Origin of the sequence: Pigmentiphaga litoralis, from assembly GCF_048632615.1 — a bacterium.
In the GTDB taxonomy this organism is placed as follows: Bacteria; Pseudomonadota; Gammaproteobacteria; order Burkholderiales; family Burkholderiaceae_B; genus Pigmentiphaga; species Pigmentiphaga litoralis_B.
In genome coordinates this window covers 1,556,493-1,573,096 of record NZ_CP184479.1, presented here as the reverse complement: position 1 = coordinate 1,573,096, position 16,604 = coordinate 1,556,493, and the positions used below count along the sequence as shown (strand labels likewise).

The 16,604-nt window shown below is 65.8% G+C and carries 14 protein-coding genes; 10 read left to right on the top strand and 4 right to left on the bottom strand.

Annotated elements, in window-relative coordinates; translation table 11 throughout:
* Positions 1-48 precede the first annotated feature (48 nt).
* Positions 49-1,761: a zinc-binding metallopeptidase family protein gene (locus tag ACNANG_RS06915; RefSeq protein WP_420226567.1), complete on the top strand. Its 1,713-nt coding sequence runs from the start codon at positions 49-51 to the stop codon at positions 1,759-1,761.
* Between the two features lie 73 nt (positions 1,762-1,834).
* Here ACNANG_RS06915 and ACNANG_RS06910 read toward each other — a convergent pair whose 3' ends face one another.
* Together ACNANG_RS06910 and ACNANG_RS06905 are read right to left on the bottom strand one after the other, a co-directional pair.
* Positions 1,835-3,319 carry a SulP family inorganic anion transporter gene (locus ACNANG_RS06910; RefSeq protein ID WP_420226566.1) on the bottom strand — a complete coding sequence of 495 codons (1,485 nt, stop codon included), beginning with the start codon at positions 3,317-3,319 and terminating at the stop codon, positions 1,835-1,837.
* Between the two features lie 370 nt (positions 3,320-3,689).
* Entirely contained in the window at positions 3,690-3,983 is a 294-nt protein-coding gene (locus ACNANG_RS06905) for a DUF3253 domain-containing protein (RefSeq protein WP_420226565.1), read from the bottom strand.
* Between the two features lie 68 nt (positions 3,984-4,051).
* Between ACNANG_RS06905 and ACNANG_RS06900 the strand changes: the two genes are divergently transcribed.
* The 7 genes from ACNANG_RS06900 to ACNANG_RS06870 all read left to right on the top strand — a co-directional run bounded on the left by ACNANG_RS06900 (position 4,052) and on the right by ACNANG_RS06870 (position 11,154).
* A complete protein-coding gene (locus ACNANG_RS06900; protein WP_420226564.1) occupies positions 4,052-4,495 on the top strand; it encodes an HNH endonuclease in 444 nt (147 codons plus the stop codon).
* Between the two features lie 72 nt (positions 4,496-4,567).
* Entirely contained in the window at positions 4,568-5,566 is a 999-nt protein-coding gene (locus tag ACNANG_RS06895) for a Bug family tripartite tricarboxylate transporter substrate binding protein (RefSeq protein ID WP_420226563.1), read from the top strand.
* Between the two features lie 187 nt (positions 5,567-5,753).
* Positions 5,754-6,266: a sigma-70 family RNA polymerase sigma factor gene (locus ACNANG_RS06890; protein WP_420226562.1), complete on the top strand. Its 513-nt coding sequence runs from the start codon at positions 5,754-5,756 to the stop codon at positions 6,264-6,266.
* Complete coding sequence (locus tag ACNANG_RS06885) at positions 6,266-7,258, top strand: FecR domain-containing protein (protein ID WP_420226561.1); 993 nt, start codon at positions 6,266-6,268, stop codon at positions 7,256-7,258. Before ACNANG_RS06890 ends, ACNANG_RS06885 begins: the two co-directional genes overlap by 1 nt.
* Before the next feature lie 90 nt (positions 7,259-7,348).
* Complete coding sequence (locus ACNANG_RS06880; RefSeq protein ID WP_420226560.1) at positions 7,349-9,868, top strand: TonB-dependent siderophore receptor; 2,520 nt, start codon at positions 7,349-7,351, stop codon at positions 9,866-9,868.
* A 6-nt stretch (positions 9,869-9,874) separates the two neighbouring features.
* On the top strand, positions 9,875-10,621 hold the full coding sequence (locus tag ACNANG_RS06875) for a PepSY-associated TM helix domain-containing protein (protein ID WP_420226559.1): 747 nt from the start codon (positions 9,875-9,877) through the stop codon (positions 10,619-10,621).
* Positions 10,609-11,154, top strand: coding sequence for a PepSY-associated TM helix domain-containing protein (locus tag ACNANG_RS06870; RefSeq protein WP_420226558.1), 546 nt, complete (start codon positions 10,609-10,611; stop codon positions 11,152-11,154). Before ACNANG_RS06875 ends, ACNANG_RS06870 begins: the two co-directional genes overlap by 13 nt.
* On the opposite strand, the gene ACNANG_RS06865 is transcribed toward ACNANG_RS06870, so the two are convergent.
* Positions 11,137-12,477: an NTP/NDP exchange transporter gene (locus tag ACNANG_RS06865; RefSeq protein WP_420226557.1), complete on the bottom strand. Its 1,341-nt coding sequence runs from the start codon at positions 12,475-12,477 to the stop codon at positions 11,137-11,139. The genes ACNANG_RS06870 and ACNANG_RS06865 overlap by 18 nt on opposite strands.
* Before the next feature lie 410 nt (positions 12,478-12,887).
* Here ACNANG_RS06865 and ACNANG_RS06860 point away from each other — a divergent pair, with 410 nt between their 5' ends.
* Entirely contained in the window at positions 12,888-13,850 is a 963-nt protein-coding gene (locus ACNANG_RS06860; protein WP_420226556.1) for a Gfo/Idh/MocA family oxidoreductase, read from the top strand.
* On the opposite strand, the gene ACNANG_RS06855 is transcribed toward ACNANG_RS06860, so the two are convergent.
* On the bottom strand, positions 13,851-15,392 hold the full coding sequence (locus ACNANG_RS06855) for a CoA-acylating methylmalonate-semialdehyde dehydrogenase (protein WP_420226555.1): 1,542 nt from the start codon (positions 15,390-15,392) through the stop codon (positions 13,851-13,853).
* A 214-nt stretch (positions 15,393-15,606) separates the two neighbouring features.
* Between ACNANG_RS06855 and ACNANG_RS06850 the strand changes: the two genes are divergently transcribed.
* A complete protein-coding gene (locus ACNANG_RS06850) occupies positions 15,607-16,599 on the top strand; it encodes a LysR family transcriptional regulator (RefSeq protein WP_420226554.1) in 993 nt (330 codons plus the stop codon).
* The last annotated feature ends 5 nt before the right edge of the window (positions 16,600-16,604 follow it).

The window sequence follows — 16,604 nt, the reverse complement described above, 5'->3', positions numbered from 1 at the left end:
TGCCGACCGGCAGGCGCGCCCTGATACACCATCGCGCAAGGCACCCCCATGAGCAGTTTCTTCGATTCCATCAGCGCCCGCGTGGCCGACTCCGGCAAGAGGAAACGCGACAATTCCCGCGGCAAGATTTTCCATTGCGATTGCGGCCAGCCCGTGTTTTTCCACAATACCGCCTGCCTGGCGTGCCAGGCGCAACTGGGCTACGAGCCCGACCTGGGTGAAGTGCGGTCGCTGGCCGAAGGCACGGAACCCGACACCTGGGTGTTGGCGTCCCAGCCCCAAGGCCGGGTCTTCAAGCGTTGCGGCAATCTGCACACCCCGGCTGCGTGCAACTGGCTGTTGCCCGCCGAATCGGAAGAGACCTTGTGTCTGGCGTGCCAGCTGAACCGCACGATTCCCGATCTGTCGGTGCCTGAAAACGGCGAACTCTGGCGCAAGATCGAAGCGGCCAAGCGGCTGCTGGTCGCACAGTTGTTGACGCTGGGCCTGCCGGTCAAGCCCATGGTCGAAGAAGGCGATGGCGGTCTGGCCTTCGATTTCCTGGGTACATCCGCCGACGGCGTGGCGCCGCTGACAGGCCATGCCAGTGGCCTTGTCACCCTGAACATCAAAGAGGCGGACGACGCCGAACGCGCCAAGATGCGCGAGCAGATGCACGAGCCCTATCGCACGCTGCTGGGCCATTTCCGTCACGAAATCGGCCACTACTACTGGGACGTGCTGATTGCCGACGGCCCCTTCCTCGAACACTACCGCAAGGCGTTTGGCGACGAGCGCATCGACTACGGCGAAGCCCTGAAAGTGCACTATGAAAATGGCGCGCCGCCGGATTGGGCCAACCACTTCATCAGCACGTATGCGTCGTCGCATCCCTGGGAAGACTGGGCCGAAACGTGGGCCCACTACCTGCACATGATGGACACGGTGGACACCGCACTGAGCTATGGCATCTCGCCCAAGGCCGTGCAGCGTGACTACGAGCCATTCACCGAGGCCGTCTTGACCGATCCCGACGATCCGTCGGCGCAGGACTTCCTGCGGATCGTGAACGCGTGGGTGGCACTGACCGGCGTGCTGAATGAACTGTCGCGTGCCATGGGCCAGCGCGATTTCTACCCCTTCGTTCTGCCGGCGCCGGTGGTCGGCAAACTGCAGTTCATCCACCGCGTGGTCAAGGCCGGCAGCGAGCAGGTCAGCCGTGACGAGACCGTGGCCGTGACGATCGAGGAACCGACGCTGATGGCGGGCGCCGCCGCACTGCAGAACCAGCAGACGCAAGAGCAGGGCGATGCCGGTCAATCGCAAGGGGACGGCATGGGGAACAATGAGGGCCAAAACCTGGGGCCGAGTTCCACGCCGGACGGCGCGGCGGCGGTGGGTGATGCGCCGGCGCCAGCCGCGCCGGCAGATGCGGGTACTTCGGCGCCGCCGCTGAACGCCGATGCCGCGCCCGCGGCCGCATCGACCCCTGCGTCTGCATCGGCACCTGTATCCGCGCCTGCATCCGTCGACACCATGGCGCCGGTCAACAATCCGGTTGCGCCGGTCAACAATTCGACGCTGGCCGTGCCGGCGACGAATGGCGGGGACGCATCGAACAATGGCGTCGTGGGCAACGCTCCGGCCGACGCCGGTAGCGGCAATGGCGGCAACACCAGCGCCCCCGGCAACACCAGCGCCCCCGGCAACGCCCCCAACGGCGCTCCCAATAACGGCGAGCCTGCTCCCCAGATGCAGCAGCCTGCCCAAGTGCCGGTGTAACGTTCGTTCAGCATGGACCCGCCCCGGCGTCGACCCTGTGTCGCCGCCGGGGTTTTTTCACCCGCGCGCAGGTTCAGTGCCCGAGGATGCGTTCACCTGCATCGGGCTTGTCGTGCACGCCAAACTTTTCCACCAGCGTGCTGCTGGCCTCATTCAGCCCCGTCACGTCCACCTGCGTGCCGGCCTGGCGGAACTTCATGACCACCTTGTCCAGGGCGCCCACCGACGTAATGTCCCAGAAATGCGCCTGGCTGACATCGATGGTGACGCGAGCCAGCGCTTCCCTGACGTCAAACGCATCGGCGAACGCATCGGCCGACGCAAAGAACACCTGGCCACGCACGCGGTAATCGCGCTGCCGTCCGTCGCCCGACAGCTGGCTTTCCACCCGGAACAGGCGGCTGACTTTCCTGGCAAAGAACAGCGCGCTCAGCACCACGCCAGTGCCTACCCCTTTGGCCAGGTCGTTGGTTGCGATCGTGACGATCACCGTGGCGATCATCACCACACTGGAACTGGCGGGATGCGTGCGCAGGTTGCGCAGCGACGCCCAGCTGAACGTGCCGATCGACACCATGATCATTACGGCCACCAACGCCGCCATCGGAATGCGGGCCACCCACGGTCCAAGAAACACCACCATCACCAGCAGCAACCCGCCCGCCACCAGCGTGGACAGACGCGTGCGTCCGCCCGACCGCACGTTGATCACCGACTGCCCGATCATTGCGCAACCCGCCATCCCGCCCAGCAGACCAGATGCGATGTTGGCAATGCCCTGACCCGCGCACTCGCGGCTCTTGTTGCTGGGGGTGTCCGTCATGTCGTCGACGATTGTTGCGGTCATCAACGATTCGAGCAGACCCACGATCGCCAGCGTGCAGGCATACGGCAGGACGATCCACAGCGTATCCAGCGTGAAAGGAACATCAGGCAGCAAGAAGATCGGCAGGCTGTCGGGCAACTGACCCATGTCGCCCACCGTGCGGATATCCAGCCCCAGAAACATCGACACCGCCGTCAGCACTACGATGCAGACGAGCGGCGAGGGCACTGCTTTCGTCACGTAGGGCAGCAGATAGATGATGCCCAGGCCAGCCGCCGTCATCGCATACACCACCCATGACACGCCGATCAATTCAGGCAGTTGCGCGGCAAAGATCAGGATGGCCAGCGCGTTGACGAAGCCTGTGACCACGGAACGGGAGACAAACCGCATCAGCACGCCCAGCCGCATCAGGCCCGCCACGATCTGCAGCGCCCCGGTCAACAAGGTCGCCGCAAGCAGATACTGCAGGCCATGGTCCTTGACCAGCGTCACCATCACCAGCGCCATCGACCCCGTCGCAGCGGAGATCATGGCCGGCCGCCCGCCTGCGAAGGCGATCACCACGGCAATACAGAACGAGGCATACAGGCCCACCTTGGGGTCCACGCCCGCGATGATGGAAAACGCGATGGCCTCGGGAATCAGCGCCAGCGCGACCACGATGCCAGACAGCAGATCGCCACGGACGTTCGATAGCCAGTCCTGGCGGAAAGAGTGGGAAGAGAACATGGAATCACCTGGCCGGTGCACGAAGCAGCGGCGCGTCAGAAGCAATACAGGAGCAAAGGAAGGGATGCACGCGAGGTCGGCCAGGACGGCAGGCCGAAAGCAGAGCAGGCCGGTGGCAGGGCAGGGCGGTAGCAACGCGGCATCAGGTCACAAGCGCGGACGTGTCGCGCGTGGTGGCGCCGACGCGTCGAACTCAGCGCAGCGGGCCGGCATGACACTGGATCAACGTGTCAGGGCGGGCTGACCGGGCGGTTTGGAAGGGAAGAAGGCGCATGCATGGCCGGGAGTTTACTCCAGCCTTGCGCGGCCCACGAAGGCAGGTACCGCATACGACCGGTCCAGTCGGCGCATGAGCGGCAAGCACCTGGCTTCAGGTTGTCGAGCCGAACCTGCCAGCCCGGCGCAGCCGTATCGGCCCCCGCACCGGTTGATTCAGGTCAATGGTCGTCTGCCCCTGCGTCACCCGGATCACTCCGTCATCCGCCAGTCGTGCCGCCACGTCCCGGATCCGCGGCATCAGCCCCCGCCACGTGGCCTCGTCATCCGACAGCGAACGGGCCACGTCCGACGGGCAGATCGACACGTCCGGGCGGCGCTCCGCCAGCAACGCGACGATGCGGTCGGCCAGGTCGGCATCGGTGATGTCGGGGTTCGTGTTGCGCATGCTGCCGAGAGTAACCGAGACGTGCTCCAGCCCGACAGGCCGCGCCGCACAGGGATACACTTTTCGGCATGGCCAAACGCGTCACCGAACCCTGGTACCACCCGCCTGTCGAAGAGCGCTGCGCGCTTTGCGGCCGGGTCGTGCCGGACGATCAGCGCGACAAACATCATCTGATTCCCAAGTCCGAGGGTGGCAAGGAAACGGCTGTCCTTCACCGGATCTGCCACCGCCAGATCCATGCCCTGTTCACCGAAAGCGAACTGGCGCACGATTACGCGACGATCGACGCGTTGATGACGAACGACGCGATCCGGCGATTCGTGAAGTGGGTCCGCAACAAGCCCCCGGTTTCTACGAGCGGACGCGGCGCAGCAAACGGTAGGCGGCAGCCGGTTGGGCAGGGCACGCGGCCCCAGGTCGCCGCGCCCACGCCGCGACCACCAGGGCCGGACCACACAGGGCAAGGTTCCACAACATTCCATCTGGCTACGTCGCGGTCTTGCCGAGGGTAAGTGCCTACTATTAGTGTCGCGGCAGGGTAGTGACAATCCCGGGACATAACAATCAGATTGGGGACGGCTGCCATGACCACGCACCAAACGTGTTTCTTCCACACCACCGTATGCCTGCTCGCAGCAGGCGCAGCCTGTATCGCGGTTCCACTTGCCGCCCACGCCCAGACCGGCCCGTTCCCCAACCGCCCGATCAAGATGATCGTGCCGGTGGCGCCCGGTGGCGGCGCCGACGCCGTCGCGCGGATGGTGGCCGACAGAATGTCGCAATCCCTGGGCAAGACCATCGTCGTCGAGAACAAGGCAGGCGGATCCGGGTCGATCGCGTCCATCGAAGTCGCCCGGGCCGAGCCCGACGGCTACACGTTGGTGCAGTGTTATGTCGCCACCCACAGCACCAATCCCGCCGTCCTCAAACTGAGCTACGACCCGATTGCCGACTTCGCACCCGTCGGCATGATGGGCAAGACATCCAACGTATTGGTCGTCAGCAGCGACTCCACGGCCAAAACCCTGCAGGACTTCATTTCCCTGGCGCGGGCCAAGCCCGGCGTGCTGAATTTTTCGTCGGCGGGCGCGGGATCGGCCACTCACCTGATCATGGAATACCTGGAAAACCAGGCCAAGGTGGACCTGACCCATATCCCCTACAAAGGCGCCGCGCCTGCCATGCAGGACCTGCTGGCCGGCCGGGTCGATGCCATGTTCCCCAGCCTGACCACTGCCTTGCCGCACATCAAGAGCGGCAAGCTTCGCGCGCTGGCCGTTGCATCGGAAGCGCGCGACCCGGCCGCGCCCGACGTGCCGACGGTTGCCGAGCAGGGCTTTCCGGGCTTCAGCGCCATCCAGTGGTGGGGCTTGTGCGCACCGGCCAAGACACCCGCGCCGGTGGTTGCGACCCTCAACAAAGCACTGAACGACGCGCTGGGGCAACCCGCGATCCAGGCGCGGTTCGTCGAGATGGCGGCCGAGCCGACGCCGATTTCGCCGGCGCAGTTCGGCGCGTTCCTGAGGGAAGAAGCGGGCAAGTGGAGCAAGCTGGTCAAGGACACCAATCTGAAGGTGGACTGAGACCCGCACGCGGCGTGGCCATGGCCTTGTCCTTGCCCAGGCAAGGCTGGCGCAGTAACCAAGCGAGCATGCGGCAAGCATGCTGGCTACGTGGTGTCCGAAACAACATCCTTCTTCCGGCCTGATTGCCGCGTCGATGTGTCCGCAGATATGATGAGAACAATTCTTATTTCATAACGCTGGCGGCATGGTTCCGGCACCTTCTCTTACTCCCGACGCGATCGGACAGCTGTGTGCCGGCCACCATCGGTGGCTGCTTGGCTGGCTGCGGCAGCGGCTGCACTGCGCCGATAGTGCAGCCGATCTGGCGCAGGACACCTTCGCCCGGGTCCTGACGGCGCGTGACTCCCTGTACATCACGGAAGCCAAGGTGCTGCTCGCCACTATCGCTCGCGGGCTGGTGGTCGATCACTATCGGCGGCGGGCGCTTGAAACCAGCTTTCTTGAAGCACTGGCCGCCTTGCCCGAAGCTCATGCCCCGTCACCCGAAGCCCGACTGCTGGTGTTTGAAACGCTCGTTCAGGTCGACACGCTGCTCGATGGCCTGCCTGCCAAGGTGCGGCGGGCCTTCCTGCTGTCGCAACTCGACGGCCTGACCTACGCGGATATCGCAGTCGAATTGAAGGTGTCGGTCAGCTCGGTACAGCAATACATGACGCGCGCTTACACGGCATGTTATCGCGCGCAGTATCCGGCCTGATGGCGCCTGTCACTGCCGAATCCGTGCCGGACGAGCAGGTGGTCCAGGAAGCCATCGCCTGGCGCGTACGCCTTCAATCCGGCGCCGCCACACCCGACGACGTGGATGCCTGCCGCCGCTGGCGCGCCGCGCGGGCCGATCACGAACAGGCGTGGGCGCGGCTCGAGGGTCTGACCGCCAGGGTTCAAACCCTGCCGTCCCGGATCGCGCATGCCACCTTGGGTGACGCCACTGCGGTACGCCGCCGCCATGGCAGACGCGACGCCCTCAAGATCCTGGGGGTACTGGGGGCGGCCGGCGGCGCGGGGTGGCTGGCAATGTCTGGCGACCCGCCCGCGGCCTGGCGTGCCTATCTGGCCGATGTCGCCACAGGCACTGGCGAACGGCGCACCCTGACGCTGGCGGACGGCACGCGGCTGGATCTCAACACACGCACGGCCATCGATACCCGCTACGACGACACACAAAGGAGCGTGCGGCTGCACCGGGGTGAGGTGCTGGTGACCACCGCGCCGGACGTGGCGGGCCGCCACCGTCCTTTCACCCTGCATGCGCGGCAGGGCGCCATTCATGCACTGGGCACGCGCTTTCTTGTGCAGGACCGCGACGGGACGACGCTGGTCGCCGTGTATGAAGGCGCGGTCGAGGTCAGGCCGCTGGGCCACGCGGGTCCGCTGCGCGTGAATGCCGGCGAGCAATGGATGTTTGGCGGCGAGACGAGCCTGGCCAAGACGATGGCCGACCCGGACGGCATGGCGTGGGTGGACGGTGTGATCGTCGCGCGGCGACTGCCGCTCGGATCGCTCGTGGCGCAACTCGACCGGTACTACTGGGGCAAATTGCGCTGCGATCCGGCGGTGGCGCACCTGGAGATTTCCGGCGTCTTTCCGCTCGACGACCCCGCTCGTGTGCTGGCGGCCATTGCGCGCACCTTGCCGGTCCGCATGGAGGCGCTGACGCCATATTGGATCACGGTGCGGGCGGCCGGTTAGGGGTTCGCCCGCCTGAACCAAATTTAATTCTGCAGGTTCTTGAATCTCGTCCGGTCTACCTGATAGCACCTCTATCAATCCGGACCCAGAATGACGACGACATCCCGCTCCACGCCACAACCGCTTGCCGGCCGCCGTCCCGCATCCTTGCAGACGCTGGCGTTTCCACGATTACCGGCCAGGACGCTGGACCGCGCCCTGCGGACGGCGCTACGCAGCCTCGCAACCGGCCTGCTTGCCGCTGCCCCGATGGCGTCCGTCCAGGCGCAGGCGCCTGCCGCGCGTACTGTCTTTGCCATTCCAGCCGGCCCGCTGGACGGCGCGTTGACCGAGTTCGCGCGCCGCGCGGGGGTGCTGCTGTCGTTCGACCCGGCCGTGGCCGATGGCCGCCGCAGTCCGGGCCTGGCAGGTGCCTATTCCGTGCCGGAAGGCTTTGCCGCATTGCTGGCAGGCACCGGTCTGCAGGCCACCTTGCGGGCGGATGGGGGATACGCGCTGCTCGCGGCACCCGGTGCGCCCAATACACCCGCCGCCCGGGGCGCGGCGGCGTCGGCAGCAACCTTGCCGCAGGTCGTGGTGACAGGCGCCGCCCAACGCGAGAGCCCCACCGGTCCGCTGGCGGGCGTCGTCGCGACGCGCGCGGCGTCGGCGTTCAAGACCGATACGCCCATCCGCGAAACGCCTCAATCGGTGTCGGTGGCCACGGCCGACCAGATCGAAGTCACCAAGTCGCAATCGCTTTCGGATGCCCTGGAGTACACGCCGGGGGTGGTCAGTCAGGCATCCACCTTCAACCGCATGGTCGATGACGTGCGCGTGCGGGGTTTCAATCTGGCCAATGCCAACACCGGCATGCTGCGCGATGGCATGAAGTACCAGCCCAGTGTGTATGACGGATCGCAGGAACCGTATGGCCTGGAGCGGATCGAGGTGTTGCGGGGCGCCGCGTCGGTGCTGTATGGACAACTCAGCCCCGGAGGAATCATCAACGCCGTCAGCAAACGGCCCACGCTCGACCCGCTGCGCGAACTGACCGCCGATATCGGCAACCATGATCGCAGGCAGGTCACGGGCGACTTCGGTGGCCCGCTGACGGAAGACGGCGTGTGGAGCTATCGCGTGACGGGTCTGCTGCGCGAGGCCAACACGTCGGTCGACTACATCAATGACGACAAGCGGTACATTGCCCCCGCGCTGACCTGGCGGCCGTCCGCACGCACGTCGCTCACGATGTTGGCAAGCTACCAGGAAATGCGGACCCGGTTCGTCGCGCCCGCACGCTACGACTACACGGTCAACGGCCGGATTCCCCGCAGCTTCTTCATTGGCGAGCCGGGGTACGACCGGTACGACAGCGATGTGTTTTCGGCGGGCTATCTGTTCGAGCACGCGTTGAATGACCAGGTCAAAATCCGCCACAACCTGCGCTATTTCAATTCGTCGGCCAAGTTCAACTACCTGTCGTATGGCACGCTCAGCGCGGCAAACATCTTTTCGCGCGGCGTGGTCAACCGCACGGAACAGTCGGACGGGCTTGCGGCGGACACGTCAATGGAAATCAACTTCCGCACCGGCGGGCTCGACCACAAGCTGCTGGCCGGGTTCGACTACTTCCGCAGCACCTACGACACCCATCGCTATGCAGGCACGGCGTCGCCACTGTCGCTGTACAACCCGGTGTACGGCTCGCTGCCCGCGCTGAACAAGGGCATCGACAACGGCACGCGGACCGAGTCCGATCAGCTCGGCATCTATCTTCAGGACCAGATGAAGCTGTCGGACAAGTGGGTGTTCGTGCTTGGCGGGCGCCAGGATTGGGTGGACAGCACGTCGACCAACTACCGGACACGCCTCGACACCGACGCCAAGGACCATGCATTCACGGGCCGCGCGGGATTGGTGTATCTGGCCGATAACGGGCTCGCACCGTACGCCAGCTTTGGTCAATCCTTCGTGCCGCAGGCAGGCAGTGACCGCTTGGGCAATCGCTTCCAGCCTACCGAAAGCGACCAGTATGAACTGGGCATCCGCTATCAACCGGCCGGCTCTTCCACCCTGTTGAGCGGCTCGGTGTACGAGATCAAACAGAAGAATGGCCTGTCGGCAGACCCTGTCGACACCACGTTTTCGGTTCAGACGGCGGGCCTGCGATCACGCGGCGTCGAACTGGAAGCCCGCACCCGGCTCGACCGGCTGGAACTGATCGCCAACTACGCCTACACCGATGTGCGAACCACGGCCAGCAGCGTGCCGGCGGACATCGGTCAACGCACCAACGGCGTGCCTTTCCATACCGCATCCGTCTGGGGCCGCTACGATCTGGCCGGGATGGGCGTCCCCGGCATGCAGGCCGGCCTGGGCGCGCGCTACCTGAGCGAGTCGCCCATCACGACCTCGGCAGGCAAGGCCACCAACATTCCTGGCCGCCTGCTGTTCGACGCGATGCTGTCGTATGACCTGCAGCGCGTGGATCCGCGTTTGCGCGGCGCACTGGTCCGCCTGAACGCCAGGAATCTGCTCGGCCGGGAATATGTACAGTGCACGGTGGCGACGGGTTGCCGGTATGGCGAACCGCGCAGCGTCATCGCCACCGTCAGCTATCGCTGGTAATCGCGCATGAAGCGCGCTGCATGGGTGCCCTTGCACCGCTGGGCGGGGTTGGCGATTGCCGTCTTCATCGTCGTGACCGGCCTGTCCGGCAGCATCATCGCGTTCCGAGAAGAACTCGATGCGCTGATCAACCCCGACCTGTACCGGGTGCCCGCGCGAGCCGAACCCATGTTGGGGCCAAGCGCGCTTGCCGCGGGCGTTGAAGCGGCGCTTCCGGCCGCACGCGCTGCCTTCATCTTCCTGGGCGCCCAGCCTGGCCACAGTACCCGCGTGCTGGTGCAGGGCGGCCGGGATCCGGCGACCGGCAAACGTGTCTCGCTGGCGTATGACGAGGTCTTTGTCGATCCCTACACCGGCAAGGTGCTGGGTCAGCGCAAGCGTCGTGGTATCGGCGAGAGCCCGCTTCGCACGCAGATCCTGCCCGTGATCTACGAAGTGCACCGCACCCTGCTGGCGGGACCAATAGGAAAGTGGTTCCTGGGCATCATTGCGTTCGTGTGGATGCTGGACAGCTTTGTGGGCTTCTACCTGACCTTGCCGGTTGCGTCGGGGCGCAAGGCCGCCCCTTTGGCCAGGACTGTCGCTGCCTTGCCCAGGCCGGGTGTGCAGGCCGAGCCGCCAGCGAAGACATGGTGGCGGCGCTGGAAGCCCGCCTGGCAGATCAAACGCGGCGCCAGCTTCTACCGAACGCAGTTCGACCTGCACCGCGCGGCCGGGCTGTGGCTGTGGGGGTGTTTTTCGTGCTGGCGTTGACCAGCGTGCATTTGAACCTGCAGTGGGTCAGGCCCGTGTTGCAGCAGTTTGGCGACGTCACGCCGTCGCCGTTCGAGACGTTGCCGGCCTCGGCCGACACCCGGTCGCCGCCCCGGCTGGGTTTCGACCGGGCATTGGCCGCCGCGACATCTCACCTGCCAACAGAGGGACGGCGCGTCGAGCCTTCGATCATCGGCTACCTGCAAGCTTCCCGGAGCTATTACGCGTACTTTCGGCCGCCACCGGACAGGGATCGCCTGCCTCGTGTGGCCTATGAGCAGGTCTTTGTCGATGCCGATACCGGCGCGCTGCAGGCCAGCGTGGGGTATGACCGCGGCACAACGGGCGACACCGTCCTGGCCTGGCAATATCCGCTGCATACAGGCCAGGTGGCGGGACTGCCCGGGCGAGTGCTGATCAGTCTGGCAGGGCTGGTGGCGGCGATGCTGTCCTGTACCGGCGTGTATGTGTGGTGGAAGAAACGCAAAGGGCGGGTCGCGAAAAGACCCGTCCCATCATCGCGGGTCACGTAGCCGCCTGGCATAGGCCCGACCCAGGCCGATCCCGAATCCCGCCCACAGCAGCGCCAGCGCCGCGCCCACCCACGCGGCGGGTCCGGCGCCGGCACCCAGTGCGTCGATCCCTGCCTTCGCCCATCCGCTCACGGCATCGCCCGCGCGGTACACGGCCGTGTCGATCACGTTCTTGGCCTTGTACTTGGTCTCGGCATCCACCACGGTGAACAGCATTTCCCGGCCGGGCCGGATCAAGGCGTATTCCCCCACGCGCCGCACGATCATGACGATCACCAGCACACTGAAGGCCGGCATCACGGCCAGGGCAATGAAGCCCGCCGCGATCGCGAGCGGGATGGCCGCGAGCAGCACCCGCACGCCAAAGCGCTGCGCGAGTCTCCCGGTCACACCCAGCTGGATCAGGATGGTCAATGCCTGCACCACGGCGTCGATGGTGCTGAAAATCTCGGCCTGCCGCGTCCGGTCGGGAAACCGTTCGGCCATCATGCGCGCCTGCTCGAAATACAGGAAGGTGCTGGCGGTGGCGAGCAGGATCACGAAGGCGCTGATGCCAAGCAGGTAAGGGGAGCGCAGCAGGCTGACGAATCCCGCCCACGACGATCCGCCCAAGGGCTGCCCGGGGCTGTCGGGCTTGCCGCTTAGAGTGATGCCCTTCGCTGCTTTGTCGTCCGCCGGTTTACCATCTGCTGCCGCGCCGTCTGCTGTCCCGCGGTTTGCGGTCGCTCCATTTGCTGCTCCTCCGTTTGCCGCTTCACTGTTTGCCGCGGCGCCATGCCGCGTACGCCAGCCGAGCAGCCACGCGACGCAGGCCAGGCTGGCGCCCAGCAACGCGGCCGACAGCAGCAACAACCCCGAAAAGCCGATTGCGCGAACCAGCAGCCCGCCGAGCACCGGACCGGCCAGACCGCCGACACTGGCCCCGGCGGCGATCGGCCCGAACAGGCGGCGCGCCTGACCAGGCTGGCACACGTCGGCCAGAAAGCTCCACGCCACCGACACCACGAACAGGTTGTAGACCGATACCCAGACATAGAAGACGCGGGCAAGCACGACGCTGTCGTGCGCCACCTGGAAGGCGGCAGCAAACGCCGCCAGCTGGATCATGAACGCCGCGTAGAGCCAGGGCACCAGCCGCGACCGGCGCACCCTGGCCGCAAACGCGCCGTAGATCGGCACGGCCACCAGCATGACGACGAAAGTTGCGGTAAACAACCATTGCAGGTGCTGCACGCCGCCCGTGATGCCCATGGTTTCGCGCACGGGCCGCAACATGAAGTAGCCGGCGAACAGACAGAAGAAGAGCAGGAAGCCGGCAGCCACGGCGGGGCGCTCGTGGGGCAGCAGGCCGGCAGGGCGCGCACGAGATGCGTCCGGACGGGAACCCGGACCCGGGCTTGCGGGGGATGGGAAGGGCGGCGGCGGGTCAGGGCGGGGAAAGCGTGAGGGGTCGGGCACGGCAATCCGGTGGCAGGAATGAGGCGTTGACCTTAGCGCGGACGGCCCGCGTCAACAAGCACCCGCCGCCAGGGCGCCGCCCACCCACCGTTACCGCCCAATGTCACCGTTACTGCTTACTGCCACTGCCCACTGCTCTCCACCCCTGCGGTTGCAGTCACTTGCGCCTACGCACCGGTTGAGCGTGCTCATGAATCTCTTCCTTCCGAATCCCCTATCATGGCGCAACCAGGCGGCGACGCACGCTGCCCTCATCATCGACCGAGGAAGGGACCATGACGACATCCACCGTAGGCATCTGCATTGCCGGCGAAGGCGCGATGGGCGAGACGCATGCCAAAGTGCTGGCTGCCATGCCCGGTGTCCGGCTGACGGCAGCCGCGGTCGGTGACCCGGTGCAAGGCGCGGCGTTCGCCGCGAAATACGGCATTCCCTTCCACTCCACCAGCCTGGCCGACTGCGTTGCCCGGCCCGATGTCGACGCCGTGGTGCTGGCGACGCCGTCCGGACTGCACACCGAACATGCATTGAGCGTGATCGGCGAAGGCAAACCGGTATTGCTGGAAATTCCCGCCGCGCTGAACCTGCCCGACACCTTGCGATTGGCGGCGGCGCAGGAAGCGTCGGGCGTGCCGCTGATGGTCTGCCACAGCCGCCGTTTCGGGGCGCCGCACCGGCTCATCCGCGACCGGATCCGCGACGGCAGTTTCACGCTGCATCACATGGTCGTGGAAACCTACTTCCTGCGCCGCACGAATCTGAATATGTTCGGCCAGCCCCGCACCTGGGTGGACAGCCTGTTGTGGCATCACGCCTGCCATTCCGTGGACCTGGCGGTGTGGCTGCTGGATGAACCGGACTTTGTCGTGCAGGCGCAGCAGGGGCCGGATCATCCGGAACTGGGCGTGCCGATGGACATGAGCATCGTGATGCGGTCGCCGCGTACGGGCGTGCTGTTCACGATGGCCATGTCCTTCAACAACAAGGGGCCGTTCGGCGGCTTCTATCGCTACATTGGCGAAGAAGATACCTACCGGGCGTGGCGCGATGAACTGCGCGGGTCGGACGACCAGATCATTGCGCTCGATGCCGAAACGGCGTTCGACCGGCAGGACCGCGCGTTCATCGATGCGGTCCGCAACCAAAGCACGCCCGAAAGCGACATCCACTCGGTGATCCCGTCGATGCGACTGCTCGATGCCATCGAGCAGAGCATTGACCGGAACCAGGCTCGCTGATTACTTCGCCGTCGGCATCACGAACTCCGCACCCTTGCCAATGCTTTCCGGCCAGCGCTGCATGATGCTTTTCTGGCGGGTGTAGAACCGCACGCCTTCTTCGCCGTAGGCATGCATGTCGCCGAACAGCGACCGCTTCCAGCCGCCAAACCCGTGCCACGCCATCGGCACCGGAATCGGCACGTTGATGCCGACCATGCCGACTTCGATGCGGCGGCCGAACTCGCGGGCCACGTTGCCATCGCGCGTGAAGCAGCTCACGCCGTTGCCGAATTCATGGGCGTTGATCAGGTCGACCGCTTCGGCCAGGTCCTTCACGTGCACGCACGACAGCACCGGGCCGAAGATCTCTTCCTTGTAGATGCGCATGTCGGGAGTGACCTCGTCGAACAGCGTGCCGCCCAGCCAGAAGCCGTCGGTGCAGCCGTCGCCCGCCGTACTGCCATCAAAGTTGCGGCCGTCAACCAACAGCGCCGCGCCTTCTTCTTCGCCCAGTTCGATGTAGCCGGTGATACGCGCCTTGGCGGCGGCCGTCACGATCGGCCCCATTTCGGCGTCAAGGTTCGTGCCGTTCAGCACCTTCAGCGAACGTGTCCGTTCGATCAGCTTCGGCAGCAGCCGCGCGCCGACGTCGCCCACCAGCACCGCGACGCTGATCGCCATGCAGCGCTCGCCCGCCGACCCGTAGCCTGCGCCCACCAGGGCGTCCACCGCCTGGTCGAGATCCGCGTCGGGCATGACCACCATGTGGTTCTTCGCGCCGCCCAGGGCCTGCACGCGCTTGCCGTGGCGTGCGCCGGTTTCATAGATGTAATTGGCGATCGGCGTCGATCCGACGAAACTGATTGCGGCGACGTCGGGGTGCGCCAGCAGCGCGTCGACCGATTCCTTGTCGCCCTGCACGACGTTGAAGACGCCATCGGGCAGGCCCGCGCGCTTGAGCAGATCGGCCAGCATCAAGGATGCGCTGGGGTCGGTCGGGCTGGGCTTGAGCACGAAGGTATTACCGGCGGCAATCGCAACCGGGAACATCCACATCGGCACCATGACCGGAAAGTTGAATGGGGTGATGCCCGCAACCACGCCCAGCGGCTGGCGCATCGTCCAGTTGTCGATGCCGGTGGATACCTGATCCGTGTAGTCGCCCTTCAAGAGCTGTGGAATGCCGCAGGCGAACTCGGCAATGTCGATCCCTCGGGCCACTTCGCCCTGCGCGTCGGTGAACACCTTGCCGTGTTCGGCGGTGATCAGATGAGCAAGCTCATCTTTGTGCGCGTTCAGCAATTCCACGAACTTGAACATGACCCGCGCGCGGCGGATCGGTGGCGTGTCGGCCCAGGCCGGGAACGCCGCGCGGGCGGACGCCACCGCGTGATCCACATCGGCCGCGTTGGCCATCGCGACTTCGGCACGCAGGGCGCCCGTTGCCGGGTTGAACACGGGGCCGCTGCGGCCGCTGGTGCCCGGCGATGGCTGGCCGGACACCCAATGGGCCACCTGGGCAACCGTATTCACCGGATCGTTTTTCGCAGAGATGTTCATGTCGCTTCCTTGTCGTTGGTGGCGGGCGCCTGCGCTGGGTTCCCGAGCCAGGCAAGTGTAGGGCGGTCGCGGGGCTTTGATAATCCGCCAATTCCTGATTTGATTGTTCAAACGATTGAACAGTGAAGTGCTGGCGGGTATCCTGCCGCCAACAAGCGCCAGCCCGGATCGCGGCATCCTTTCAGGCGCGGCCGACTTTCAAGGAAACATCACCATGTCTACCGCCACCCTTGCCACCCTGGTGGCCGATCTGCACCTGCTGACCGTGCTGGCCGAAACCCGCAGCTTCACGCAGACCGCGCAGCGCCTGGGCATATCGAAGGCATCGGTCAGCATGCGCATTGGCGACCTGGAACGCCACGCAGGCGTGCCGCTGGTGCGCCGCACGACCCGGTCGGTCAGCCTGACCGAAGCCGGGCAGCAGCTGGTCAACGACACCCGCCCCGCCTTCGGCCGGATCGATGACAGTTTCACCGCCGTGCAGGATCAGGCCGGCTCGCCCCGCGGCGTGGTCCGCGTCACGGCTCCGGTCGCGCTGGGCCGTCAGCACATCGCACCGCGCCTGGCCGACTTCCTGCGCGCCTATCCCGAGATCACGGTCGAACTGGAACTGACCGACCGCTTCGTCAACTTTGCCCAGGAAGGCTTCGACTTGGCGATCCGCCACACCAGCACGCCACCCGACACCTTCGTGGCCTGGGTGCTGTCCGATACCCGGTCCCTGCTGGTCGCCAGTCCCGCCTACCTGAACCGGCGCGGCACGCCAGCGCACCCCTCCGAACTGGCGGAGCATGACTGCCTGCTATATCTGGGCGGGCAGGCCGACACCTGGACGTTCTCGCGGCCCGCCGCCCGCAAGGCCGTCGAGCCGATCAGCGTGACGGTGTCGGGCCCTTTGAAGGCGAACAACAGCGAAGTGCTGCGCGAAGCCGTGCTCGATGGCCTGGGCATCGGGCTGCTGCCGGACTTCAGCGTGACGGCCGGCAACACGGCCAACGCAGGCAACACAGGTAACACACGCGCAGGCCACGCGGGCCACAGCTCACGCCGCCTGGTGGCCGTGCTGCCCGGCTGGCGCGCCCACGGCTTCTTTGGCGAACGCATCTACGCCTTGCGCCCTCGCAGCCATCAAGTGCCGCGTGCGGTCCAGTGCTTCGTCGAGCATCTGCGATCGACCATGGCAGGGGCTACCCCGCGGCGTTCATGAACGAC